Raw genomic sequence first — 22,840 nt, 5'->3', positions numbered from 1 at the left:
CTTTGCAAAAATCATCACTGGGCTTTTGACCGATTCTGGTTTACTATCAACGACGATTACACCATCATCCTTGCTGACAACCTGCGGGAAGACTCGCCCAACGCCAAGCCGATGCGAGATATGGCGGGCGATCGCATCATCTTACCCGCCCAAGTGCAGTATTATCCAAGGCTAGATGCAATAAGCTGGCATCGAGAGGAGTTTATGCGGCGAGCAGCATAAATTTTGATATTTAAATTAGCGTACCTTGCATTAGCATAAAGTAGGATATAACTTACATTTGTAATCAAAGCGAGTATGTAATATGCAAGAAAATTCGACTATTGAAACAGAATTAGGATATTTTCAACGCTACAGCTTAATTGAGAAATTAGTACGACGTTTTGCAAAAATTACTGGCTGGGAAATTGAAGAAAATACAGATATTTTTAATTCTAAAAATCCTCGAATTCATCTTTTGATAACAATGGCAGAAGCGGCTATTGAAGAAGTGGAAAATGAAATTAACGTTTATGAAGAAGAAATAGAGAGTTAATAAAAAGTTATGTATACTGCTTACCCGTATGTAATCAAAAATGATAGCGGTGCCTCAAGATTTCAATCCACAGGTAGTTAAAGATTTTAATCAATATCTACAAGCAATTTTCCTACGATTAATTTTGATTATGGAGTGCCGCCCTGAACTTGTAGATACAACAAGCGAACTAGTCAGAGTGAACAAAGGTTTTGGCAAAGCCCAAGCCCAAGATTTTTATCAACCACTTTGGCTAGGACTTGGATATCGACTCAAGCGTGAAGGGACACAAAGTAGTGAAGGCAGTAGCGGTATACATGGTACTAAGAGCGTCCATTGGCGCAGAGGTTTCTTACGTAATCAACCTTACGGAGAAGGCAGACAACAAAGAAAACTAGTTTGGATTGAGCCAGTTCTAGTAATGGGTGGAAAAGAATCATAATGATGACAGACGATGAAATTAATGCCAAATATGAATCAAGTCAAGGTAGATTAATTCAAGAAATTGACAGAATAAAGCTAACAGCATTAGTTGAAAAAATCAGGTCTAATCCTAATTACATGGTAATTGATAATGATAGTCAATCTGCTCTTGATTGGGATGATATTAAAAAATCCAAGTTAATTGAATCTTTTATTATTAATTTTCCTGTAATGCCAATTGTTCTCTACGAAAGGTCATATCATACATACGAAGTGATTGATGGCAAACAAAGGTTAAAAGCAATTGTCGATTTTTACAGTAATCAATTAGTTTTGAGTGGACTAGAAGTGAAGACAGAATTAAATGGATGTACTTATACTACTCTTCCAGCAAACGTCAAAGCAGAGCTTAATCGCCATTCTATATCCTTGATATCTATTATCCCTTCAGGAGATGCCAGCCCTGAAGAAATAGCAAAACTGATAAAGGTTGTTGCAAATCGTCTCAATTAAAGAGCTGCGATCGCATCACCACAACTGAGATTATTATTACTTTTTTGCTAACCTGTTAGCGTCATTTGATTATGCTAATATATTAACATGGATATGAAAACGCTTAGAGAGCAAGCTTCTTTACGCACAATTGATGTTGCGTATCGTCTGAATGTGGCTGAATCTACAGTCCGTAACTGGGACACAGGGCGGACGCTGCCGACGTTAAACCCGTGCGAGATGCTGATGCTTTGTCAAATGTATAAGGTATCACTAGAACAATTGGCTGCGATCGCAATGTCTTCTTATGAAGAACACAAGAGGAAGATTGCTGAATGACCGCAGAATTTAAACCTGAGAAAATTTCGGATATTGAGGTCGGTGATATAGTTCTTTTGCAATGGGATGGCTATGAAGGAGTTCCCAAATATTTATCTAACACTTGGGCTGACGTTGTTGCAGTTAAGCGTACAAGAGTAGTTGTAAAACCAAGCATGATAGTAGGAACTCAAAGTGTACAGTGACAAATTAAATGGCGTTGAGACAAATTGGTGTCATCAAGTTAAGCCTTACCCACTTTAGGCTTACAACAATTCGTGTTGATACAGCTTGTAAGTTATCTATGTTGGTTCTTACGCTTAACGCTCTTTGAGTTCAAGCTTCACAGCCTCGATGACATTAATTTGGCACTGCGACAAATAAAGAGTCACTGTACAATTATCGGACATTATAGTAAGCCTTGTATCGTCACCAAAAAGTTTATCCAAACGGTTGCCCCCAGCGCTCCCAGTTTTCTTTATTGAACGGCGATCGCCCTGAAGGGGATTGTCTCAGAGAATAGCTTTTAATTAGCCCTGCGGAAACCTTCAGCACTAAGAAATTCATCATTAATCAGGGACAAAATTTTATCTGTGTGTTTACCTTTGTTGGCATAGCTGGCAGGGTTAGAGGGGTCTTTCTTGTTCTCCATGCCGTACTTAGCGTTATGAGAAATTACTTCATCCTTATGTTCTTCAATCCAATCACGGACTAACAAACCATTACACCCTGATAAATCTCTCAATGCTTGGTTGGTAATTGCTAGGCGATCCTCACTGGAGGTGGCGACAGTATCGTTATACTGACAGATGGCTTGGTAAGACCTGCGAATTTTTTCTAAAGCGGCCCCCGGTGCTTTGCTACCCCAGACTTGAGCATCGCTTTTAATTGTCCAGTCAATTTCTTCTTTAGGCTGGACAACTGTCTTCAGTGTAGTAGGGGTAGCAGGTGCAACAGTTCCTCCAGCTACTTTATTGACGATCTCAACAACTTTCTTTTCTAACCAAGCTTCTAACTCTGTAATGTTGAGTGTAACTGTCTGAGGCTGTTGTGTTACGGTTTCCATTGCAGTTTTCTCTTGTTTTAGCTGGTTATTTTCTTGCTGTAACTTGTTATTGATTTCTTCTAACTGTTTAGTGTGTGCTTCCTGTTGGGCTAATTTTTGTTTTGTTTCCTGTAACTGCCTGTCTACATCCAAGCGATTGTTATAAAACTCAACTAACCTAGTAATGACTGATTGCTGATTAGGGGCTTCTAACTCCTCTTGAAGTTTGCGGATAGCTTCTAAATCCAAGGCTTTTACTCTAATACTGGAAAGCTTTTCTTTTTGGGTTGCGCTTTTTCCTTTTTTAGGTGCGCCTGGGAATGCTACTGGCTGTGTAGTGTAGTAGTCGGTATATCCGAGAGTAGTTACTAAATGTTGCAAATCTCGGTCATTAGGGTTTTCTTTGACAAAGTGACCAGCTAACCTTGCAGCATGAAGCATTTTAGAACCAGTTGAACCCTGAAAATCACGCCCTGTAGCTAATGCCAAATATGCTGCCCTAAGTGCTTTGCAATTACTATTGTCCTCTCCCTGGCGAAATGGGAGAACCGGGTTTTCATCGCCTTCATCCCCAAAATAATCTCGAACTACTCGATTGAGTGAACCATTGCGGCGGCTATCAATAGCGCGGTTTTGCGCCTCGATATCTTTGGGATGCTCAATTACCACTTCTGCCAATAATTTCTCAGTAGATGGTTGTTGACGAAACCAATTCAGCCGTTCAATTATGTAGCTTGCGGGGTAGAGCGTTGCAATGGGAAAGACAGGATTCTCGCCCCGCTTCTTCCCTTGTCCAGTAAACATAACCTGATAAGCCTCACCCTTAATAGGAGCAAATTTAGCACGGGCAACAATCTCATGTGGTCTGCGTCCAGTAGCAGCAATTAAACCTACGGCTACTTTGTGAACGTCATTGCTATCTAAAAGTTCTCCTGTAATTTGAAGATAAGTATCCGGGTTAATTTCTTGCCCTTTGCTTTCTAAACGTAAGCTGACTCTTGTGGTCTGGTTACGCTTATCCCAGTCTTTGGGGTCGAGTCCACACAGCAGTAAAACATAGTGCTTTAATTCGTAACCTGTTACATTACCTTGAGTATCATGTTTTGGTACAGAATCAGCGTTTTTATCTTGTTCTAATGGCAGTGACTTAAATTTTTTGTAGAAACCAACTCTGCTCAACACAGTACCTAAGCTTTTAATACTGTAGTTAGTATGCTGGTTTATCCACTGATTAAACTGTTCACAATATGGCTTGATTTCTTCGAGGCTTTGTAAATCCTTGGTTGCCTCAAATAGCTCATTTACCTTGTCTTGCAGTGCTTGAGACATTTTATTGATGGCTTTTAACTTGTTACATCCAATCTAAACTAACTTGTTAAATAAATCAATAACTTGTTAAAATAATAGTAATTACAAAAATCATCCAAAGAACTACACCGACAGCGATCGCTAATCCGGCACTTCACCCACCCCAACTTACTATAAAAATATGATTCTGGTTAATTGGTTAGCTGGTTAGCTGGTTAGCTAGTTTAACTCTGTGGTGGCTCTCCAAATTTTTGGGTTAGGGCCTCAATAATGACTGAGGTTACAGCGTAACCCACACGCCTTACCTACAGCTTCACCGACCCTCAGCCCGTAGCAAAACATCATCAGCATGAGTGTGTAGTCACGGTGAGCATAACGAGCTTTACGATTTAGCGCAGCATCGAGTAGTGATCGTCTTGACTTAAGTTGCATAGTCAAAAACTCAAATATCTAACAACTTAGATTTTCAAGTTTTTGGATACGCAAAATTTGTAGCTATTTAGTGTGATTTTACCCCCCGCATGACCAAATTTTGAACCATAGCGTGACCAAAAATTAACGTAATTTCAAGCTTTTGAGCCAATCAACAACCTAACTTTATGAATTAAATTATGTCCGCGTGTTTTAAATGTGAACCATAATGCAACCCAAAATTTTATTTTTTGACTTGGTAAAAAATGCAGAGCAAGACACACTAATTTAATCGAAAATTTTGAACTTTCGGTCAAAATTTGGTTCAAAATACCCACAATATGGTTCAAAAATATGTTTAGCCAAAAATTGAGTGATAAAGCGATCGCCCGATATCTTGGTTTTTATTGCTCTCGATCACGAACACGTACAAATGAACTATAAAAACTGTGTTGCTTGCTGTAATTAAGTTTTGAGGTTTTTTAACTCCATTTATAGCTTTAAACTATATGTTGTCTTAGTCGATAGTGAAGTATGTCCTGTCCGTTTGGTCAAAATATAGTTCAAATCACATTTAGAGTGCTGCTGGCTTTATTAGAACAATGCCTAATTAAAGGTCAAATTAGATTTGATGCAGCATTTGGAATTTGTTTTAAGTCTCACCCAATTTTCGGGTATTTGAGTATCTGAATATTTGAGTACGCAAAAACTGAAAAATCAGTACCAAGCGGGTTAATTGACACGCTACTACTGGCGTGTCAAGGCTAAAATAGTGCAATAAAGTTGGTACAAAATGGGGTAAGCTAATGGGGAAAGGTCGTAGAGATAAAGTGTTACTGAATACCGAACAGAGGCAAAAACTAGAATCTCTGAGTCGCAATGGATATGCCCCAGCCAAAAAAATCTTGCACGCACAAGTACTATTGATGTGTGATGAAGGTGAGGGTGCAACGAAAAAATGGACAGATGAACAAATCAGTTCCGCCCTCAACCTGCATCGCAATACGGTAGGAAGAATTAGGAAAAGATTTCTTGAACTTGGGGAAGAACCAGCCCTAAATCGTAGTCAACGATTAACACCACCAGTACCAAGAAAAATTGATGGTCATACTGAAGCTCAAATTATCGCATTGTGTTGTTCTGACCCTCCCACAGGACAGGCACATTGGAGTTTGAGACTATTAACCAAAGAAATTCAAAAAAGAAACATAATCACAGAAATTTCAAAAGAGACAGTCAGAAGCACACTAAAAAAAACAAATTACGTCCGTGGAAAACACAAAGATTTTGTATCCCGGAACGAGACTTAGCTCGTTTTGTTTCCCAAATGGAAGTAGTTTTAGACCTTTACAGTCAAGAGCATAGTCCAGATGAACCCCTGATCTGTATGGATGAGGCTTCTATACAGTTAACTGGACATGTTTATGAGTCGATTCCCATTACCCCTGGTCATGATGCAAAGGAAGATTATCACTACACTCGTGAAGGAGTCCAAGCTTTATTTATGTTTTTTGACCCGAATCGAGGCTGGCGACGTGTAAGCAATCGAGATCATCGGACTCGTGTAGACTGGGCCGAAGAAGTACGTCAGTTATTAGATGAGGACTACCCCCAAGCAACCAAAGTCAAATTACTTAGTGATAATCTCAATACCCATAATATTGCTTCTCTGTACGAAGCATTTCCGGCAGATGAAGCCCATCGTTTAGCACGACGACTAGAGATTCATCATACTCCTCGTAATGGTAGTTGGTGAGCCAGTGCGTTGGGCGGCTTTGCCGACTTGAAGCAACTGGCGAACCCGAAGGGCTCAATGTTGCCGAGATTGAACTAAGTGTCTTGAGCCAACAGTGTCTAGACCAACGTATTCCTTGTGTAGAAAAACTTTCTACTGAGTTGGCTGCTTGGCAACAACAACGCAACTGTACCGCCAGTAAAGTAATTTGGCGTTTTACTACTGAAGACGCGCGTGTCAAACTTAAACATCTTTATCCAATTTTTGAAACCGATGAAACAGGCGATTCTAATGCAACATTTTAGCCTTGACACGCCAGTAGGTTAAATTAAGTAGGGTGAGCAAACAGCCCACCCTAGTGTAAATTTGTATTTTACTATTTTGGTCACTGGAAAAGTGCTATGCCTATTAGGTTTTGCACTCTCCTCACAACCTTTGGTATCAAGGACATTTTAAGTTAAAAAATCAACCATGAATTAGCGGAAATTCCCAGGATTTAAGCGAGTTGGGACTTGAGAAGGTTGAGACTGGGGACGAAGTCCTACTCCATTCCGCAAGCTTCTAGCGGTACCGCCATCTTTGGGGTCGAGGAAAGGTTTGAGATTGATGCCACCTCTGTATGAACTAACCCGATTATTGCCACTGCCAAGAAGTGTGCGACCTAAGTTGTATAAGTCGTTTACTCCTCCCCCACTACGGCTACCATAAGTATTAACTCCTACAGTTTGCTGTCCGCTGTCAGCAGAAACTAAGTTTTGGAAAACGTTATTGCGTACAGTGTAGGGATCTCTGTTAGGTGGTACTGTTAGCACAATTCGACAAGAAGGGTCAGCCTCAGTTGTCACGCAGACAATGTTCTGATTATTTAATGTACCTGTCTGGAGTTCTTGTAAACCATCTGGACGATAGGATTCCAAACGACTGGCAATTGCTGTACAACGACTTTGTGGATCCCAACCACCACCCAAAGCCGCAGGAGTCGCCCAAGGAAAGTACTGACCCGATTGACTTTGTGGCTGATACATCACGGTGTACTGTCCATTGTAAGGCTGACAGACAAACCGAGTACCGCTGACAACCGTAGGTGAAGTAGGTGTACCTGTTGATGTGTTTATTGGTATTGGTGTACCTGTCGATGTCGAGGAACCAGACGGTATTGTTGGTACAACAACATCACCGTTAGGGTCATCATATTGGGCAAATGCCGCATTGCCCATAAACAAAGATAAACCCAGACTGCTTAAAAAGATGAATTTAAGCGGTTGTGATGACATAAATCTTCTCCAGTGGAAATATTGTGAGGAATTTAGAGACTTTCAAATCAAAAAATATCCCATTGTAATTGTTGACTGTTGAGTGTCAAGAACTTCCAGGGGGATAATTTATTTGTTGGAGTTCTCTTATACATCAAGTGACGAATAATTTTGTTTTTTGATTCATTAAGAATCCTGCTTTTTTTCTTTTCGTTCTTTTTTCTCTTTCAGCAGTTGTTTCACCTTCGCTTTAATCTCAGTATGTCGCCCTACTCCTTCATAAGCGTAGCGATTGTATTTACTGCGTGAAATCAGTTCTTCTAAATAACTAACTCGCTCTTTACCGCCTGGGTGAGAAGATAACCAAGTGGGAGGAGCGTTTTTCTGTTGTTTTTCTAGCGTTGCCATTAAGTTACGCAAACCGTCAGCCGCGTAGCCAGTGGCAACAATCAGACGTGTGCCAAGAGTATCAGCTTGACGTTCCATATCGCGACTGTAACTGAATGCGAAAAGTTGGCCGACAGTACCGCCAAAGGGGAGATATTGGGTGACGTTAGAGATGAGGTTGCCTTGGGTGACTAATTGAAAGCCATGAGATAAAACTACGTGAGATAATTCATGACCAATTAATCCGGCTAATTCGGCTTCTGAGTTTGTTTTCGCGATCGCACCCGCATTCACAAAAATTTTACCTCCAGGCAGGGCAAAGGCATTCAGGCTTTCCTCTGGGATGACAAAGAATTCGTATTTAAATTCATTGCGTCCTGCAACTTTTGCCAATTTCTGTCCAATTTCATTAACGTAGCCGACAACTGTTTCGTCTTTAATTAAATCCAACTGTTTTTTAGCTTGCTTTGCTACCGACTCACCGATGGATTCTTCACCCCGTAGTAGCATAATGGTGGAGTCAAGAGCAGAAAACGGTCCGAGCAGACTGCCAGTCACGGCGTAACCTAGAGTACCCGTAATAATGTTAGCGATCGCATTGCCTCTAATTTCTCCTCTGATATAAGATTTGTAGCGTTTAAGATTTTCTTCTGCTAAATTTGTGAATTCAGGTGCTTGTGGGTGATTAGGGTTGAGAATGGCGAATTGACGCGCCGCCAAAGATGCTTCCATCCATTTTTTTTCTTTGGCGAGGGCTGCAATTCTAACTTTAGTCAATTCTGGTTGGTCGGGATAAAGCGAAGATGCCCGTTCTAATACATCTAACGCTTCTTTGGGGCGATCGTATTGTTTTAATACTTCGGCATAGCGAATATTACCAAGGATAAATTCTGGATACTGTTCAACTAATAGTTTCAGCGGTACTAAAGTTCTGGTTTGCAATTTACTGGCTATCCCCGCCTCTGCTTCCCGCCAGTAAACTTTACCTGCTGGGGATAGTTGTGCGGGGTCAAGTATGGCTGGTTTGAGCTCTTGAGGTTTAATTATTTTGGTAAACGGTTGTTTAATCTCGCGATATAGTTTTTCGGCCTCTGGAATTTGTCCTGCTAGATACAGCCTATCCGCTTCGATAAATTTTAGCTGACGGGCGACTTCTTCTGGCGTGGGTGCGGGTTCCTCCGCCGATGGCTTGTTGGGATCGTTGTTTTCTGGGCTGGGTGTAGGTTGTGTCTCTGTAGGTTTACTTTGCTCAGTCGCTTCTGGGTTAGGCGATGGTTGTGGCGCTGCTGTTGCTTCTGGGGTTGCCGAACGTTGCAGCGCATCCTCTAGCTGTTGGGCTTTAGAGGTTTCTGTTTTAGGTGTACTTGTAGTTTCAATGGTGCTAGAAGCAGGTGCTTGTGCTGGAACGGGGGTTGGTTGCGTCAAGATAATTAAAATCGTCGTACCAATTGACAGCAATACCCAATTCAAAGCTAGCAGCAGAGACTTCCTGGTTCGTTTCATGCTGAGATCTACCTATGCAAAAGGCTCTTCTTTCTAAATGTATGAGCGATCGCCCTCATCCGCCTAGTACTTGAGCAACCCCAAATTACAGCGTAAAGTCAGGGAATCGGGAGTAGGGAATAGGGAATGGCGAAAAATTTTTCGTTTTGCCCAATTTTTAAATACCCAAAGATGAACACAAAAATACCTCGAAATTTGGGTAAACAACAAAATTCCCGACTTCCTTTGAAAAGTCGGGAATCTGAACCTTGTGATTTTTACAAATCAAATAAAATTAACCTAATTTACTCCTAACTTCAATATTTGCGCTATGAGTGTCAGACTCTCTTCAAAAAGTGATTCGCGGCCCCAGCGTTGCACTTGCTGACTCAGCAATGCTTCTGCCTTCTGTTCAGAAAGTGAACTCACCTGTTGAAACAGTCCTGCGGCTTGGGCACCACCGTGTGTTTCCATCCGCATACAACCACCAGTTTCTGAGCAGATTACTGTACCACAATCTGCCTGCGGATTTGTCGAACTTAAGCGCAAAGCAATTAAGTCGCCAATAATTTCACCCACATCAGCAACTGGGACTCCTGCTAACTCGGCCTCTACTTGCCGCTGGTCTTGGGCAACGAAATGAATCCGAGTGATATCATAATCTCCGCTGTCATGTTGATAGGAAACTGGTAGCCATTCCAGTCGACTCGCCAACCAACCCAAAAACAGTAACGCTTGTGCGGGGTTGCCTTTTTCGTAATCAATAGTTACTCTATCAATTTCTGTCAAAGCGGCGCGACGGTGAGGTGGGTCGTAGGCTTCGGCTGTCAACTCTTGCCATGCTGACAGCCTACGCCAGTTCAAGTCAGCTAAAGGTACGCCAGTTTCTACTAACTCTTGGAGGCTAAGTAAATCAGTTTCTGGCTTGTTAAAGTTGCAAGAATCAACAATGACGTTATTGCAAACTGCTGCCAAACGCTTGAATAAAGAATTGTTGGGGTCTGGTGTTGCCTTCCACCAGAGAAACTTCGGTAGTCCACCAATCAACAATGCTGGAATCATTCCTCCCACCCGTTCTAAAGCAGCAGTAGTGCCGCTGAGAGTTATGTATTCGCAGCAAATGAGTGTACTGGAAGATTGTTTTTGAATGGGGCAATAGGCAGAAACTTGAGCCTTGACCCCTTCATCTTCACCAGCAATCGGAAACAGGGCAATGATGCGACAGGGGTTACGGAGAGCGATTTCATCTGCAATCCTGGGACTTGCAGCATTCAAGTGGTAGGAATTACCAGAACTATTGTCTCCCGCAGCGCCGTTTCCTTGACGTTTGGCAAATTCTTCACGCAATGCTGCGAGGGTTTCAGGTGTTGCTGTTCCTGTTTCCGTCAGTCCATATTTTTTTTGTACTTGTCGCAGCGCTACATCCATCTGAGGCCCTAATATTCCATCAATTGGGCCGTTGTAAAATCCCAACGTAGCCAATAGATATTGGGTTTCTTCTGGTTCGTAAACTACTAAAGTAAATGTAGTAGCTCGAGTAGCAGCAGGAAGCCCACCATCCTCGCCAGTAATGCCGTAACTTTGCCAAATTTGATTCAGTTCCCCTTCTATTTCTGTAAGCGAAATATCCTTGGGTGCTTGGAGTGAAAAAATTGTAGGAGCTTGGGGAGTCATAGTAGTTTTGAGTAGTCAGCTTGTTTTTTTGAATAAGTTAGGAGTTGAGAGTAGAGACGCGATTAATCGCGTCTGTACAGGAGTTAGGAGTAAGAAGATAAAAATTATTAACTCATAACTCTTAATTTAGAACTAATCACCGATCGCTGTTAATTCATAACTGTCAACTCTTAACTCCTAACTTTTTAAAGTCTGCGCCAGCGACGACCATCCTGGTTAATCAAAAATTCTGCTTCCGCTGGTTCCCATGTACCGGCTTCATATTGGGGAATGGAGGTTGGGTCTGCCGGCACGTCCCAAACGGAAAGGGCTGGAGTTACTATTTGCCAAGCTGCTTCTACTTCATCTGCCCGCGTGAACAATGTTTGATCGCCCATCATACAATCAAGGAATAGACGGTCATAGGCATCGGAAGTTGCTTCGATCCCAAAGGAACCGTAACTAAAGTCCATGTCTACAGAACGGGTGCGAAATTCTGCCCCTGGCATTTTGACATCAAAACGCAGGGAAATTCCTTCATTCGGCTGAATCCGCATTGCCAAAACGTTGGCATTTCTTTGTTGGGCGGCGGATTGAAACATCCGTGAAGGAACGTCGCGGAAGTGAATGGAAATTTCACTGACTTTTTTCGGCATCCGCTTGCCTGTACGCAAATAGAAGGGAACACCTTGCCAGCGCCAGTTGTCAACGACAAACTTCATCGCTACATAAGTGGGTGTTGTGGAGTTAGGATTAACGCCTGGTTCTGTGCGATACCCTGGTACTGGTTGTCCTTTCATCCAGCCAGCACTATATTGACCGCGCACTGCTGAACGCGACAGATTGTGAACATTAGCTAAGCGTGTAGCTTGAAGCACCTTCACTTTTTCCGTACGGATACTGTCAGCATCCATTGAGTTAGGCGCTTCCATCGCTGTTAGGCAGTAAAGTTGCATCAGGTGGTTTTGTAACATATCCCGTAATGCACCAGCGCTTTCATAGTAACCAGCCCGGTCTTCCACGCCTACTGTTTCTGCCACGGTAATTTGCACGTGGTCAACAAATTGACGATTCCACAATGGCTCAAAAATCGCATTAGCAAAGCGAAACACCAACAAATTCTGGACTGTTTCTTTACCTAAGTAGTGGTCAATCCGGTAGACTTGATTTTCTTTGCAATATTTCTGCACGACTTGGTTAAGACTCTGGGCAGAAGCCAAGTCCCGACCAAAGGGTTTTTCAATTACTAGACGATGTTTGTAGGGATCTTCTAGCATCCCCGCACTTCCTAGCTGCCTAATTGCTTCAGGAAAGAATGACGGGGCAACAGAGAGGTAGAACATGCGGTTCCCTCGTGTTCCCCGTTTTTCATCTAATTCACTTAATAAGCTTTTCAGTTTTTGGTAGCTATCAGGATTGTCTATGTCCCCAGGGCAGTAAAACAGACCTTGAGAGAAGTCTTGCCAGAGTTCCCCCAAATCAACATCAGCATGAGCCTCTTCCATGCCCTTCTGCATCTGTTCGCGGAAGTAGTCATGGCTCCACTCTCGTCGTGCTACACCGACAATGGTAGTTTCTGGTGGAATGCGCCGTTCTCGTCGCAATTTATATAGTGCTGGCACTAGTTTGCGCCAAGTAAGGTCACCAGAAGCGCCAAATATGACTATAATCTGAGGTTCGGGCATCCCTTGCTGTTGTAGACCAACGCGCAGAGGATTTTCTAGCAGACTAACCATAGAAGTTTTGGATTTTAGATTGGGTACTGGGGATTGGGTACTGGGGATTGGGTACTGGGGAATGGGTATTAGGAAGAGATTTTCCTAGCCTCTAGTCCCTAGTCCCTAATCCTTATACTGGCGACAATACCTTGACTTTCTCTTCTAAAGAGTTCATCAAGGACTGGAAGGGCTGGACAAATTTGTCAATTCCTTCCACTAATAGTTCGTCCATTACGGCATCAATGTTGATATTGATGTCGGGGTCTTTCAGGCTTTCGATGAGCTGGTAAGCTTCTTCGACGTTTGTTTCCACGCGATTAGCTACATCGCAGTGGTCAGCGCAAGCTTTAATTGTCGATGGTGGTAGGGTGTTAACGGTATCGGGGCCTATCAACTCATCGACATACATCACGTCGCTGTAGTTGGGGTCTTTGGTGCTGGTGCTGGCCCAAAGTAACCGCTGTACTTTTGCTCCTTTTGCTGCTAAGGCTTGCCAGCGACCTCCTTGCGGGGCAGCTTCGCTAACGCTTTCAATAATTTTCTTGTATTCTTGATATGCAATCTTGGCATTAGCGATCGCTACTTTACCTTTAACAGCTTTTAGCTTTGCTTCTTGGGAAATATCATCAACGCCTTTGGCTAACTTAGCATCAATTTTGGCATCGATGTTGCTATCAATTCGGCTAAGGAAGAAGCTAGCGACTGAAGCAATTTTGCTGATGTCTTTACCCTCAGCTAAGCGTTTTTCTAAGCCGCGAATATAAGCCCAAGCTGTGTTAATGTAACTTTCTACAGAAAACAGCAGTGTGATATTAACGTTAATACCGTCGGCTATTGCCTGTTCTACTGCTGGCAAACCAGATTCTGTGCCAGGAATTTTAATCATCAAATTTTCCCGCCCAATTTCTTGGAAATAGCGACGGGCTTCGTTGATTGTGGCTTGCGTATCATGGGCGATGGTTGGTGGTACTTCGATACTCACATAACCATCAAGTCTATTCGAGGCTTCATATACAGGTCGTAGGATATCACAGGCATTGCGGATATCTGCAAAAATTAGCGATTCATAAATTTTGTAGGTTGGTAAACCTGCACGGATTCCAGCTTCTATGTCGGCATCATAAATCGCATTGCCTGCGATCGCTTTTTCAAAAATGGCAGGGTTGGAGGTAATCCCACTTATTCCTTGATTTTCTACCAGGTTTTTTAGTTCACCTGATTGAATAATGTCACGGCTCAAATTATCCATCCAGATACTTTGACCGCATTTTTTTATCTCTAATAGATGATTGGTTGCCATAGCTATGTTATTTCACTCCTGTTAAAGATATTTCCCAGTGAAGTTGGCAAAACCCATCGAATTTTAATGGTGACTTTTGAATTTTGACTTTGCCAATCACTTATCGCATCGGCCGGCTGAGATAATCTCTAATTCATATTCACAAAGCGCTATTCTGCATCCCCAATCCCAAATTTCTCAGATCAATACATCCTCATCTAATGACCATTTTGAATAAAAGACTCTACCTTAGCCACATCCTCTTTGCTACCAATAATTAGAGGTGTGCGCTGATGCAGTTTTTTTGGCACTACGTCCAAGATATCTACCAATCCTGTAGTAGCGCGACCGCCTGCTTGTTCTATCAAAAACGCTAAAGGAGCAGTTTCATAAAGCAAGCGCAATTTACCTTCTGGTTTTTCAACTGTGCCTGGATAGAGAAACACACCGCCTTGAACTAAAATTCTATGGATGTCGCTCACCATTGCTCCGCTATAACGGGCACTGTAGCCTTCTGTACGATGAACGTAACGGATGTATTCCCGCATTGATTCTTCCCACTGCCAAAAGTTCCCCTCGTTAACGCTATAAACAGGGCCGTGGTTGGGAATCTGGATGTTTTCTTCTGTGAGGATAAACTCCCCTAAGCTGGGATCTAGGGTAAACGAATGAACGCCTTTACCTATAGTATAGACCAGCATAGTGCTGGGACCATACAGGATGTATCCGGCAGCAATTTGCTTGCGACCGTTGGTGAGTAGGTCAGTTGCTTTGCCATCACTATCGGTTCCTTCTTGTTGGCGAATGGCAAAGATGGAACCTAAACTGAGGTTGGTATCGGTATTTGATGAGCCATCAATTGGGTCATACAACAAGGTATAGCGACCAATGGGGCAATTTTCGGGTATGTAGTAGGGTTCATCCATTTCTTCAGAAGCTAGGCGACAAACTAAGCCGCTTTGCTTAAACACCGAGATAAATACATCATTGGCATAGACATCCATCTTTTTGACGGATTCTCCTTGCACATTGACTTCCCCAGTAAATCCGAGAACGCCTTCCATTAACCCTGCACGGCTGAGGCGGCGAGCAACTAATTTACCGGCAAGGGCGATACGATTCATCAGCGCACTCAAATCCTGTGCATCTGGCGAAAAACTTTGAAGCTGCTGTAGAACGTGACGAGATAAGGTTGTACAATCACGATCTAAGCCTATGTCTGTCGCTTCGTTAATAGACAACTCTAAAGACTCTGGCGTTTTAGCCATTTTTGTGTTCTCCCTAGCGGCTAGCCGTTAGTTGGGTTAGTAAAGTCGTGTGTCGCAACTTATGGTTGCTGCCTCTATCTTAGAAAGTTAAGTCTCTAACTTAGATATGATTTTAGATAAACTAAAGAAATGCAGGTTTTATATCTTCACACATACAGGAAAAACCGACTAGTTGCGATCGCCTAACGCTCACAACTGGTCGGAAGTTTTATACCAATTCATGAGAAGTCCTGTTGAAGACAGAATTCAGAATACCCTATGCCTGAAGTCAGGGGTTTCAGTGAGCAAAAATTTTTTCTTCTCCACAATTAAAATCGGAGGCTTTAAACCTCGATTCTCCATCTAGCCGTACAGAATACCCAACTCAATTCTGGCTTCTGAATTCTTCGGTAATTCGTAATTAACAAAATCGGGTATCTTGCATAACTAAAAAACTATCTGCTATGCTAGAGAGCTACCCTCTTTAATAATCTTGTTTTTTCGCCCAATTGCCTCGTCGGTTATTATCCTCTCGCGGTTTAGCTTTATTAACTCTGAGTTGACGACCCATCCATTCTGCCCCATCTAATTCGGTAATAGCGGCATCTTCTTGGGCATCTTCATTCATCTCAACAAAAGCAAAGCCACGCATACGCCCTGTTTCGCGATCGGTAGGTAATACAACTCTTTTGACTTCGCCGTAATCTGCAAACACGGCTCTCAAGTCTTCTTCAGTAGCGCGGTAGGAGAGGTTTCCAACGTAAATAGTCATGTGGGATCACGTAATTTTCAACAAAGAGCGATTAGTTCAGCGGTGAAACAGATCTAAAAAAATTGCAAATATTGCATAATCTGTCCTAATTTACAGATGGTGAATGTTGTAGGGCAGCAACCATAATGCTGGTATGAGCTTCAACTAAACTGACCATGAGGCTGAACTTACGCATACGCTCATATAATAACTGATTGTGACATTTTTCAAAGTATGGGATTTTACAAACCCCCAATAACACAAAATCAGTCAATCTTATACATTTAATAATTTTTACATTTTCGTGTTAAAATGACGCAACTTTGAAGTAGTTAGATAGATAGTTCCTGACAAATAGCAACTAGTACCCCAACCCGTAATTCGTGAGGCAGTGTCTCCTTGCGGTTCCCAAGACATTCCGTTGGGAAGGTAGCGCCGTGATGTTAGCGTAGCGGTAGCGAGGTACAAGCGTCACCCGAAGGGTAAAAGTCAAAAGTTAAGAGGCAAAGATTCTTTTGTTTTAACTTTTGACTGTTTAATACCCAATCTATTTCTATAACGAAAACTTATTCTATCGAAATTGGTTGAGGGCCTGTAGCTTTGCCATTATTTACTTGAGTGTTTAGAGCAGAATAACCGCTGGTATGAACCTGTCGATCTAACCAGCTTTTAACGGGATCGTCTGCAAGGTTGAGTCGAAATACACCAGAGACAAACCCACCCAAAAATGAGACTGGGTGCTGGGTAAATTGTTTAAATATTGGTGACAATTCATTAATGAACATTAGCAATCTCCAAACGCTGCCGTAAAAATTACCACTTTTTAATCGATCGTAACTTGGGGATTGGGGATTGGGGATTGGCGACTGAGGATTGAGGTATTAATTTTTTCTCCTTCATCTCCCCCTGCCTCCCCTGCTCCACGGCAGTTGATGCCAGTCCGCTTAAGTCGGGAGACCCGCCCACGCGGCTGGCTCCTCCACTTGGGGAGACCCCAAGACCGCACTGCCTCCTCTGCTCTCTTATCCCCAGTCCCTATGAAGTTGGTTGCTGATCTGGAAACATACATTTATCAGAGTCACAGCCACTGGGGCCAGCCTCTGTCATCTCACCTGAATCATAGCGGCTGAGAACCGCACAAAAATCATCTGTTTTGCGCCGTGCTTTTACCTCTTGACTCAAACGTTCGTATGCTGGTTTATCTATTGGCTCAAACGGCAAACGCGGGAATGATTGTAAATCGTCAAAACGGGCTAAAAGAGCTGCTGAGATATATCCTTCATCATTAGCGATCGCTTCGTAAATCTTTTGCCCAAGAACTTCTACTTCCTCGGATCGCAATTCTAGAGTCGCTGATGTATTGTGTGTCACATAGTGTCGCTGAACTTGCAGGACAAAATCGAGTTGGGCTAAAACTGAAAACTTAGAAACATCTATTTGATCTGCACCTGCTAAATCAGCCCAAGGTACGGAAACGGGGATTTCCACTAACCATTCGCTGACACGGGGATCGAAGGGATCGTTTAACAAATTGCCCTGTTCATCTTTGTCAGATTGGGAGGGGATGACGCTGTAACCGTAGTCAATACAAGCCAAGGCTACTGGGTCATTTTTGCGGAAGGTGATCCGCCGAATAAATCTTTGTGCTTTGGGGGGATGCCATCCGGAACTCGCACCAGTTAGTAAAGCTTTAGTACCACTAGGTTGGACTGTTGTGCAGCGATTGGGACGTTTGAGATGATGGCGATCGCAATAATCCCAAACAACTCGATGTACAGTCTCTCTCCAGAAACTTAGATATTTTTCTTCCTCGCGCTTAAATGCTAATCCTTGTGCAGTGGCAGGTCTTCCTTCTGCCCACCAGCGCAGCCAATCGACACCAAAAGCATGGACAAAGAAATCAAATAAACCTGTGAAAGAAACCCCCACAATGGGGTCTAATTCCCGGCTTTCTTGGTAGCGGGGTTCTAAAAATTTGTGATTTAAAAGTGCTGCTACAGATAACGCGCCAGCTGTGAATGCCTCCTCTTGTTCTTTGTAGTTATATGGGTCAATTTGATTGAGATGAACCTCTGATAAATTACAGTGAAAGTTACTACCAATAATTTCCATTTTTGTTATCCCAGAGGCTTTTTATCCTCTAGTTCTACGAGTTCGTGATTCCTCGTAGATCCGACTATATTTTCTACTAAATAATCAAAATAATATTAGTAGCCGGAGACTCGTGGAGCCGTTGTAAATAACGGAGGTAAAACCCAGATTATATTCTTTTTAAATCGCGTATTTCTTTGATCTTTATGATTTAAAAAGGTTCACTCTCTAGTCTGTACGGTGTCAAAGATGCTTTAATTCCTTTGATTACCTCGGTATTCCCAATCGCAGGGTTCACCGATTTTCCCCGGTGTTTAACGTGAGGCAAAATTACTTACCACACGGATTTAGCCCATAGCGAGCCAAACGATGTTCTAGCTCATTAGTATCAAGATGAGGATGGCGTTCTTGCAACCACTGCTTTGCTGTTCCTTGTTCGTAAGCTTTCAAGAAATCAACTTTTAATGCTTGTGTTGGTAGCAAATCACAATTAGCTCTAGCTACGGCTTCGCCAGCCCATTGAATTGCTCCCTCGCCGCTGTAATATTGTTTGCGAACAGCATCAATACATTCTTCTAATGTCGGCTTACGGTGAAAAACTCTGGTATGGTTTGCCATCCTCAGAGCATCGCGCTCTGGATCGATTCGCCAGTTGCCTTCTTCATCTTGCTGCCACAAGTTATCTTTGGCTGTTGCTCCCAAGCGATCGCCAGCTGTAAACTGACGCATCCCCGCGCTCCTTCGGATATTACCTGCAACAATTGTTACCGCAGCTTCATCAATTAAAAGGCAACATTCAACTGAATTTAATTGTCTTCCTACAGCTTTATTCAGGATGGATGCACAACGTTGATAAAGTCCGGGCAATTTTACAGGATTAGCCATTCCTCCAAAGCCGTTGAGAGTTTCTCCTGCTTTACGGACATCGCTGATATTAACTAATACTTGAACTTCCTTGGCAAATCGTTCATCAGTGGAGAGTTCTAAGAGGGTTTGATAAGATTTAACCCAACCTTCACGGCTATCTCCAACGTGAATAATGACGTTGTTGCCTGCTATATGGGTTTCAGTATATTCACGACGCAGGTGCTTAGGAGTACTACCAATTTCACCTTCTACAGTTACGTGCAGGTAATTGCGTATGGGGGGTAACTGATTAATATATTTTGCTTCTATGATGGCTCCAGTACCGCAGCCCATCATTGCCAGATCCATCATCAACCCAAAAGCACTCCAGTCTTCTAGGTTGGTAGAGGTGCAATTATAAGCCCCAGAAAAGTTCTTTGGTTTAGCTATCCACTCTGTGCCACCAACCCATAACCAACGCCCACTGGGCAGAGCTTTTAGGTTTTGTTGCATGTCCTTGAGTGTGGCAATTTCTTCTGGGCGTAGCTTCCCCAAGTCGATCAAACCTTGGACGGTGCGATCGCATACCTCATCCCATGTTTCCCTCAGTCCTGCCTTTGTACGGCGACTGTAAGTTCTAAAAAATACGGGATTGGCAGCCGGTGCAGTTTCTGGAAACTGTGTACTCTGGCGTTTTCTTTCAAGCTCTCGAACCATATACGTTCTTGTTGCGTGCGGACAGATTATGACTATACGCTAAGTAGATTTAGGATTAAAGATTGCAAAATTTTCCACTTTGCGCTACTTCTACTGCGGTATTAACCGCAACAAAACTTTATGATGTATAATGTCGATTCCCCTTCAGCATAGCTAAATACTGAGATTTAATTAGAACATCAGTTCATGCAAACGCGATCGCTTGTGGAGAGGCAAGACCCAATAACTACATCTGCGATCGAATTATTCAGAGAAGCGGTAAATGCATCATGTTGGAGTACGAGCTGGTAGCTTGCCTGACTCTGACAATACCTCTGTGGATAATGAATTACAAGATTTAATTCTTAGTTTACTTAAGACTATACTAGCAATACAAACTGTCTGCTTTTTAGTAATTTATCTATTAGCTTTTTAACACTAATTGCATTGATGAATCGAATGCGAGACCCTATTTCAGACTCCTCGTGTTGCGAGGATTTCTTATTTTCTTTTGCTGAGAGTGATGGAACGATAGTTGATTACGTAAATCATATTCTCAAATTTTAGCTGCAACTAACGCTACAGGCTATTAGAGACTTCCAAATAAAAAATACCGACTTGCAGAACAGTGGGATGAATTGAGGCAAGTAGGGGAGGCTAGGGAAGCAGGGGAAGAAATTTTTTAATTGCCAAATTATCCCGTAAATATGTAACTCCAAAATACATAATCCAATCCAATTATTAACAGTTGGTTAACAATTGACTATTGACTGTTTATGGCTGACAGTCAACAGCAACCGATGTATTGCAAAAACACAGAAGGTCTGGTACAGATGCTGATGGCAGATTATTTAGTAACCAGATTTACCTCCTTTATGAACTTTAAGCAACCATTCAGGGAAGATGAGGAGGTAGTGCGGTGAGTCCAGCACTACGGGAGGGTTTTCCTTCGCAGGTGACTAGTGTTAGCGACGCAGGAGTGTCACCCGAAGGGTCTTGGGGTTTCCCAAAGTGGAGGAGCCAGCCGCGTGGGCGGGTCTCCCGACTTAAGCGGACTGGCATCAACTGCCGTGGAGACGCAAAGACGCGGTACTGATAACTAACTCTTGTACAGACGCGATTAATGAGCCAGCGCGTTGCGGGGGTTACCCCTGTTGTAGCGACTGGCGTCGCATCTCTCCTAACTCAGATGCGATCGCATAACTACTCTCATGAGGGGCTAATTTAAATGAAACCTAAAATCGACACTTTTACTAGTACACTCACTAGAAAAGTTCAAAAGTGGAGACAACATTTCAAGCAGAGAAAAAATACCTTAAAACTTCTCCGTCAAACAATCATTTTGTTAATTGTTGGCATGATTCTTGTCATGACTATGGTGAAAACTCCAGCAATGAACACCACCTTAGTCAGAAAGAACGTTATTGACCTGACTCCACAAGAAAAAGCAGACTTTGTTAATGCTATTAAGACATTAAAAAACACAATCCCCAGAGGCAATAACATCAGTGTCTATGACCAAATTGTTGCAGTACATGTGGGAGCTATGGGGTTCTCTTCAACGCATACGGGAGGCGTGAATGCAAATCAGCACAATATGATGTCACTTCCTTCTGGGCCAGCAGCAGGAACTGATGCTGCTCATGGAAATGCAGCATTTCTGCCTTGGCATCGTGAATATTTAAAACGATTTGAAGAAGCTTTGCAGTCAGTCAAACCCGACATAACTATCCCCTATTGGGATTGGACAGATCCTAGAGCTCTTGAAGTTATGTTTAAACCCGACTTTTTAGGAGTAAATGGCACAGGAGTAACAATCAATGTTCCAGGTGCAGGTAGTTTTTTTGGGGGTTCTGTTCAGTATGGTAATTTTTCTCCGGCGGATAATTGGGTTCTGAACGAGAACTTACATATTAATCAAGCAACAAACGAAACTCTGGGGACGGCACTGATCCGCTTTCTCCAAATACCTCCTGCCAACAACTACCCCATATCTCAAACAGAAATTAATAATTTGCTCAACATCAATGACTATCTTCAGTTTCGCCCTGCCATAGAAGGAGATATTACCGTAGATGAAAACGGTAATGAAACTCCAGGTGTATTTACTCATAACTACCTTCATGGATTGGTCGGTGGGGTGCTTGCTGATTTGACTCAGTTTCCGCCTCTTTTGCTGCAAAGATTAGGTACTATGAGCAATGTTCCTGGTTCTCCCAACGATCCAGTTTTCTGGCTGCATCATGCTAACGTCGATCGCCTCTGGGCCCAATGGCAAGAGAGCGATCGCATTAAGAAGACTTTTTATCCAAAAGCAAACCAGCCTTACGGACATAATCTCAACGACCCTATGTGGCCTTGGGATGGAGGACAGTCTACACCAGGAAAAATAGGCCCGGGAGATATACAATCTCTGCTACCAAAATTTGCATCCTATGACATCGTTACGCCCAAAGACACTCTAAATCTTAGAAGGTATGGCTACACTTACGACACCCTCAGACATGTCCGAAAACTGCCAATATGGTCGCGTGACTGGTACAACTGGCTGATAAAGAATAGATTCTGAGATGAATGGCACGCTTGTAAAGGTGAAACCCTTACTAGGACAGGGTGTAAGGGTATAAGGGAAAGAATTGGCTTTGAAATCAAGATACAAGCGAGTCAACAATTGTTATGACCTACCCCTACACTCCTATACCCAGTCACAGCAGGGGTTTCACCTTTCGAGCGCGACATTCAGGCAAGAGACAACGAGCAACAGTCTATTCCCTATTTCCTGTTCTCTCCCTATAAGTGTGTAATTAATTTTGTTTCAGTACATACGAGAGTTCGATATCTCTTTGTCTCAAAAAATCTAAAAAATTTAAGTTTTTTAAAGAGTTTTTGCAGAATATATCTGAAGGACTTAAGTCCTTTTTTACGTTGCTATACTCCACACGGAGACTTTAGGTGTTGATGTTTATTGCTGTTTATTAATCAATACTTTTCGGATTAGCACTAACGGCTTTTCTTGTGGTTTGGTAAAAAGCTAAGGACAAAAAGTCAGGGTTGAATTTAAACCTTTACCTTTTTAACTCTTTTTCTTAACCTAAAGTTATTGATAGATCGCCCATGATGACAAGCGGGCGTTGCAAAAGAGCATTAAATTCAGTTGCAGCTACAAATTTAAAGATAGCTAGATTCATAGT

The 22,840-nt window shown here is 42.6% G+C and carries 20 protein-coding genes and 3 pseudogenes; 11 read left to right on the top strand and 12 right to left on the bottom strand.

What is annotated here, in order from left to right; translation table 11 throughout:
• From RMY31_RS08625 to RMY31_RS08600, 6 genes are all read left to right on the top strand, one after another.
• Positions 1-222 (top strand): HNH endonuclease (locus RMY31_RS08625; protein WP_409877793.1); only part of this gene is annotated, 222 nt, incomplete at its 5' end.
• An 82-nt stretch (positions 223-304) separates the two neighbouring features.
• Positions 305-535 carry a hypothetical protein gene (locus tag RMY31_RS08620; RefSeq protein ID WP_409877792.1) on the top strand — a complete coding sequence of 77 codons (231 nt, stop codon included), beginning with the start codon at positions 305-307 and terminating at the stop codon, positions 533-535.
• A gap of 40 nt (positions 536-575) precedes the next feature.
• Positions 576-956, top strand: coding sequence for a hypothetical protein (locus RMY31_RS08615; RefSeq protein WP_409877791.1), 381 nt, complete (start codon positions 576-578; stop codon positions 954-956).
• Positions 956-1,450: a DUF262 domain-containing protein gene (locus RMY31_RS08610; protein ID WP_409877790.1), complete on the top strand. Its 495-nt coding sequence runs from the start codon at positions 956-958 to the stop codon at positions 1,448-1,450. The genes RMY31_RS08615 and RMY31_RS08610 overlap by 1 nt, the downstream gene beginning before the upstream one ends.
• A 93-nt stretch (positions 1,451-1,543) precedes the next feature.
• Entirely contained in the window at positions 1,544-1,768 is a 225-nt protein-coding gene (locus tag RMY31_RS08605; RefSeq protein WP_409877789.1) for an XRE family transcriptional regulator, read from the top strand.
• Positions 1,765-1,953, top strand: a complete 189-nt coding sequence (locus RMY31_RS08600; RefSeq protein WP_409877788.1) for a hypothetical protein — start codon at positions 1,765-1,767, stop codon at positions 1,951-1,953. Before RMY31_RS08605 ends, RMY31_RS08600 begins: the two co-directional genes overlap by 4 nt.
• A gap of 320 nt (positions 1,954-2,273) precedes the next feature.
• Here the strand turns inward: RMY31_RS08600 and RMY31_RS08595 are convergent, their stop codons facing one another.
• Entirely contained in the window at positions 2,274-4,121 is a 1,848-nt protein-coding gene (locus RMY31_RS08595; RefSeq protein WP_409877787.1) for a protelomerase family protein, read from the bottom strand.
• 1,196 nt (positions 4,122-5,317) lie between these two features.
• On the opposite strand from RMY31_RS08595, the pseudogene RMY31_RS08590 reads away from it, so the two are divergent.
• Positions 5,318-6,551 (top strand): annotated as a pseudogene (locus tag RMY31_RS08590) (IS630 family transposase).
• A gap of 171 nt (positions 6,552-6,722) precedes the next feature.
• Here RMY31_RS08590 and RMY31_RS08585 read toward each other — a convergent pair.
• The 11 genes and pseudogenes from RMY31_RS08585 to nrdJ (RMY31_RS08535) form a co-directional block, all read right to left on the bottom strand.
• The gene (locus tag RMY31_RS08585) at positions 6,723-7,520 is read right to left on the bottom strand and encodes a COP23 domain-containing protein (RefSeq protein WP_409877786.1); all 798 of its coding nucleotides are present in this window, start codon (positions 7,518-7,520) and stop codon (positions 6,723-6,725) included.
• Positions 7,521-7,685: 165 nt separating this feature from the next.
• The gene (locus tag RMY31_RS08580; RefSeq protein WP_409877785.1) at positions 7,686-9,389 is read right to left on the bottom strand and encodes a M48 family metalloprotease; all 1,704 of its coding nucleotides are present in this window, start codon (positions 9,387-9,389) and stop codon (positions 7,686-7,688) included.
• A 279-nt stretch (positions 9,390-9,668) separates the two neighbouring features.
• Positions 9,669-11,042, bottom strand: a complete 1,374-nt coding sequence (opcA, locus tag RMY31_RS08575; RefSeq protein WP_409877784.1) for a glucose-6-phosphate dehydrogenase assembly protein OpcA — start codon at positions 11,040-11,042, stop codon at positions 9,669-9,671.
• A 185-nt stretch (positions 11,043-11,227) separates the two neighbouring features.
• A complete protein-coding gene (zwf, locus tag RMY31_RS08570; protein ID WP_409877783.1) occupies positions 11,228-12,757 on the bottom strand; it encodes a glucose-6-phosphate dehydrogenase in 1,530 nt (509 codons plus the stop codon).
• Positions 12,758-12,869: 112 nt separating this feature from the next.
• Positions 12,870-14,039 (bottom strand): transaldolase, encoded by a 1,170-nt coding sequence (tal, locus tag RMY31_RS08565; protein WP_409877782.1) that lies wholly within the window; start codon positions 14,037-14,039, stop codon positions 12,870-12,872.
• A gap of 197 nt (positions 14,040-14,236) precedes the next feature.
• Positions 14,237-15,286, bottom strand: coding sequence for a class 1 fructose-bisphosphatase (gene fbp, locus RMY31_RS08560; protein WP_409877781.1), 1,050 nt, complete (start codon positions 15,284-15,286; stop codon positions 14,237-14,239).
• A gap of 463 nt (positions 15,287-15,749) precedes the next feature.
• Complete coding sequence (locus RMY31_RS08555) at positions 15,750-16,037, bottom strand: RNA recognition motif domain-containing protein (RefSeq protein ID WP_409877780.1); 288 nt, start codon at positions 16,035-16,037, stop codon at positions 15,750-15,752.
• Positions 16,038-16,582: 545 nt separating this feature from the next.
• Positions 16,583-16,801, bottom strand: a complete 219-nt coding sequence (locus tag RMY31_RS08550; RefSeq protein ID WP_409877779.1) for a hypothetical protein — start codon at positions 16,799-16,801, stop codon at positions 16,583-16,585.
• Positions 16,802-16,839: 38 nt separating this feature from the next.
• The gene (locus tag RMY31_RS08545; RefSeq protein ID WP_409877777.1) at positions 16,840-17,022 is read right to left on the bottom strand and encodes a hypothetical protein; all 183 of its coding nucleotides are present in this window, start codon (positions 17,020-17,022) and stop codon (positions 16,840-16,842) included.
• Between the two features lie 29 nt (positions 17,023-17,051).
• A pseudogene (gene nrdJ / locus RMY31_RS08540) lies at positions 17,052-18,125 on the bottom strand (ribonucleoside-triphosphate reductase, adenosylcobalamin-dependent); the annotation flags it as partial.
• Positions 18,126-18,440: 315 nt separating this feature from the next.
• Positions 18,441-19,670: pseudogene (gene nrdJ, locus RMY31_RS08535) on the bottom strand (ribonucleoside-triphosphate reductase, adenosylcobalamin-dependent); the annotation flags it as partial.
• A 262-nt stretch (positions 19,671-19,932) separates the two neighbouring features.
• Between nrdJ (RMY31_RS08535) and RMY31_RS08530 the strand changes: the two are divergent.
• The 4 genes from RMY31_RS08530 (at position 19,933) to RMY31_RS08515 (ending at position 22,218) form a co-directional block, all read left to right on the top strand.
• Positions 19,933-20,085, top strand: coding sequence for a hypothetical protein (locus tag RMY31_RS08530; protein ID WP_409877796.1), 153 nt, complete (start codon positions 19,933-19,935; stop codon positions 20,083-20,085).
• Between the two features lie 340 nt (positions 20,086-20,425).
• Complete coding sequence (locus RMY31_RS08525; RefSeq protein WP_409877775.1) at positions 20,426-20,572, top strand: hypothetical protein; 147 nt, start codon at positions 20,426-20,428, stop codon at positions 20,570-20,572.
• A 39-nt stretch (positions 20,573-20,611) separates the two neighbouring features.
• Positions 20,612-20,752, top strand: a complete 141-nt coding sequence (locus RMY31_RS08520; protein WP_409877773.1) for a hypothetical protein — start codon at positions 20,612-20,614, stop codon at positions 20,750-20,752.
• Positions 20,753-20,877: 125 nt separating this feature from the next.
• Complete coding sequence (locus tag RMY31_RS08515) at positions 20,878-22,218, top strand: tyrosinase family protein (RefSeq protein ID WP_409877771.1); 1,341 nt, start codon at positions 20,878-20,880, stop codon at positions 22,216-22,218.
• The last annotated feature ends 622 nt before the right edge of the window (positions 22,219-22,840 follow it).

It is taken from the genome of Dendronalium sp. ChiSLP03b, from assembly GCF_034531165.2.
In the GTDB taxonomy this organism is placed as follows: domain Bacteria; phylum Cyanobacteriota; class Cyanobacteriia; order Cyanobacteriales; family Nostocaceae; genus Dendronalium; species Dendronalium minutum.
Note: the sequence above shows the minus strand (reverse complement) of the source record. Positions and strands in the feature narration are given on the sequence as shown.

Coding starts and splice junctions, on each gene's coding strand:
- RMY31_RS08610 (WP_409877790.1), top strand. CDS start 956: ATGATGACAGACGATGAAATTAATGCCAAATATGAATCAAGTCAAGGT.
- tal (WP_409877782.1), bottom strand. CDS start 14,039: ATGGCAACCAATCATCTATTAGAGATAAAAAAATGCGGTCAAAGTATC.
- fbp (WP_409877781.1), bottom strand. CDS start 15,286: ATGGCTAAAACGCCAGAGTCTTTAGAGTTGTCTATTAACGAAGCGACA.
- RMY31_RS08580 (WP_409877785.1), bottom strand. CDS start 9,389: ATGAAACGAACCAGGAAGTCTCTGCTGCTAGCTTTGAATTGGGTATTG.
- RMY31_RS08530 (WP_409877796.1), top strand. CDS start 19,933: ATGCATCATGTTGGAGTACGAGCTGGTAGCTTGCCTGACTCTGACAAT.
- RMY31_RS08595 (WP_409877787.1), bottom strand. CDS start 4,121: ATGTCTCAAGCACTGCAAGACAAGGTAAATGAGCTATTTGAGGCAACC.
- RMY31_RS08585 (WP_409877786.1), bottom strand. CDS start 7,520: ATGTCATCACAACCGCTTAAATTCATCTTTTTAAGCAGTCTGGGTTTA.
- RMY31_RS08515 (WP_409877771.1), top strand. CDS start 20,878: ATGAAACCTAAAATCGACACTTTTACTAGTACACTCACTAGAAAAGTT.
- RMY31_RS08600 (WP_409877788.1), top strand. CDS start 1,765: ATGACCGCAGAATTTAAACCTGAGAAAATTTCGGATATTGAGGTCGGT.
- RMY31_RS08605 (WP_409877789.1), top strand. CDS start 1,544: ATGAAAACGCTTAGAGAGCAAGCTTCTTTACGCACAATTGATGTTGCG.
- RMY31_RS08620 (WP_409877792.1), top strand. CDS start 305: ATGCAAGAAAATTCGACTATTGAAACAGAATTAGGATATTTTCAACGC.
- RMY31_RS08550 (WP_409877779.1), bottom strand. CDS start 16,801: ATGTTCATTAATGAATTGTCACCAATATTTAAACAATTTACCCAGCAC.
- RMY31_RS08525 (WP_409877775.1), top strand. CDS start 20,426: ATGGCTGACAGTCAACAGCAACCGATGTATTGCAAAAACACAGAAGGT.
- RMY31_RS08615 (WP_409877791.1), top strand. CDS start 576: ATGATAGCGGTGCCTCAAGATTTCAATCCACAGGTAGTTAAAGATTTT.
- zwf (WP_409877783.1), bottom strand. CDS start 12,757: ATGGTTAGTCTGCTAGAAAATCCTCTGCGCGTTGGTCTACAACAGCAA.
- RMY31_RS08555 (WP_409877780.1), bottom strand. CDS start 16,037: ATGACTATTTACGTTGGAAACCTCTCCTACCGCGCTACTGAAGAAGAC.
- opcA (WP_409877784.1), bottom strand. CDS start 11,042: ATGACTCCCCAAGCTCCTACAATTTTTTCACTCCAAGCACCCAAGGAT.